The following is a 1,221-nucleotide window of genomic DNA, read 5'->3' on the forward strand; positions in this document are numbered from 1 at the left end:
TGGCACCGCGCAGGTCGGCATCGCACAGGTTGGCACCGCGCAGGTTGGCATCGCGCAGGTCGGCACCGCGCAGGTCGGCACCGCGCAGGTTGGCATCGCGCAGGTTGGCATCGCGCAGGTCGGCACCGAACAGGTTGGCATCGCGCAGGTCGGCATCGCACAGGTCGGCATCGCACAGGTTGGCACCGCGCAGGTCGGCTCTCGACCCGCTTTGATGTAATGACTCAACCCACACCTTATGGTCATCCAATATCTTCCGTAAATCCGTCATGTTCATATTCTTATTCCTGAATTTAGGCGTAAAAAAACCGCTTATGCGGCCTGTTTAATTAAAAATTAAGTCATATTCCGATGGTGATTCCTTATATCTACCGCCAGCCGTATAAAATGCAATCCGGTCTAACTGGCCGTCCGCTTTTGTGACCCTTCCGAAGAACTGATAAACGGGGAATAACTCCGAATCATCCCGCTGAACCTCGAAAGTAAACCCATTCTTCGTTGCGTACTTTCCGCCAACAACCAGCATCTATCACCTCGCCGTTACGCCGTTAGATTTACAATGACCAATAAAAAAAGGCCGCTTAAGCATCCTTGAATCCTGTTACCTCAACCCGGCAAATGGGGTAGGTGGAGAGTTTTTCCTCCTGGATGATTCGCTGGGCGTCATCCCAAGAATCGGCATCATCGGCGAACTTAATATTCTCGTAGTATTCGCCTTCATAGCTGTCGTGCTTCCCTGCCAAAATTTTGAATCTAAGAGCCATTCCGCTCACCTCAAATTAAAGGAATCGATTTGCCGCGCATCTTCTGCCTGGCATTCATAATCTGGCCGTAAGGGTTATTCACCTTTCGATACTCTGGATTCTCTCTACTCACAGCTTCAGGAACCGGCTTGCTGCGCATCTTCATTTTGTACTCAGTGCTGTTCACTGCTTTCAGTACGCGGCCAGAGCAGCCAGTCATGGCATGCATTACTTTGCGTTCAAACCGCTTCTGAGCTTCTTTCTCGGCGCAATGTGCTGCTGCACGGGCCAGATTCTTTTGCTTATTGCGTGGCATGGTTGCCTCCTTTAATTGGCTTAGGTGATGCAGACAGCCGGGCGACTAACCCCGATCACGTACTCATTGCAAAGCGCCTTTGCCGAAAAGGTTGGCTTCTGCCTGCATCCCAAAGCCAACTGCCTTTGGTGGGGTGAATCACCCTCAGTCCTGATTGTTAAA

Annotated in this window: 3 protein-coding genes; all 3 read right to left on the reverse strand. The window is 51.3% G+C overall.

Going from position 1 to position 1,221, the window contains the following annotated elements; translation table 11 throughout:
- On the reverse strand, nucleotides 1–277 hold a 277-nt coding region (locus GSQ70_RS19745; RefSeq protein ID WP_199257285.1), incomplete at its 3' end, for a pentapeptide repeat-containing protein.
- A 304-nt stretch (nucleotides 278–581) separates the two neighbouring features.
- Nucleotides 582–764, reverse strand: coding sequence for a hypothetical protein (locus tag GSQ70_RS19750; RefSeq protein ID WP_158780365.1), 183 nt, complete (start codon nucleotides 762–764; stop codon nucleotides 582–584).
- 10 nt (nucleotides 765–774) lie between these two features.
- Nucleotides 775–1,059 carry a hypothetical protein gene (locus GSQ70_RS19755; protein ID WP_158784124.1) on the reverse strand — a complete coding sequence of 95 codons (285 nt, stop codon included), beginning with the start codon at nucleotides 1,057–1,059 and terminating at the stop codon, nucleotides 775–777.
- Nucleotides 1,060–1,221 lie beyond the last annotated feature (162 nt).

The organism is Pantoea sp. BAV 3049, assembly GCF_009765445.1.
In the GTDB taxonomy this organism is placed as follows: domain Bacteria; phylum Pseudomonadota; class Gammaproteobacteria; order Enterobacterales; family Enterobacteriaceae; genus Erwinia.